This window comes from Acinetobacter sp. LMB-5 (assembly GCF_001541635.1).
Lineage (GTDB): Bacteria > Pseudomonadota > Gammaproteobacteria > Pseudomonadales > Moraxellaceae > Acinetobacter > Acinetobacter pittii.
In genome coordinates this window covers 1-353 of record NZ_LRDR01000099.1, presented here as the reverse complement: position 1 = coordinate 353, position 353 = coordinate 1, and the positions used below count along the sequence as shown (strand labels likewise).

The following is a 353-nucleotide window of genomic DNA, read 5'->3' as shown; positions in this document are numbered from 1 at the left end:
GTTGGGCAAGTCTCTGCGCCGCCGCCTCAAGCGGTAGAGCGCGGCAAGATGCCTCTAAAGCGCGTCGAACTGCGCAAAGCGGGACCGAACATTCCAACGGGCGAACCTCAATCTCAAGTGCTGGCGCCCTTACCGTCGAGTGCGAGCGCGCCTTCTGGTGACACAAATAAAACGGCGAATGGCGCCACAACGTTTTTTGTTGCCGCGGGCGAAGCGCCCTATCGCGCACTCCAGCGCTGGCTAGATAAAGCGCACATCACCAAAGTGGCGTATGGCCTCAGCGATGAGCAGCAAGCCAAGTTGCTAGAGCCTATCGAGCGCAACAAAAACTTCACCAGTAACTTAGAGGTGTC

Annotated in this window: 1 protein-coding gene; it reads left to right on the top strand. The window is 57.8% G+C overall.

The window, feature by feature from the left end:
• Positions 1 to 48: 48 nt before the first annotated feature.
• A partial coding sequence (locus AW165_RS18680) for a hypothetical protein (protein WP_212823956.1) occupies positions 49 to 353 on the top strand: 305 nt, incomplete at its 3' end.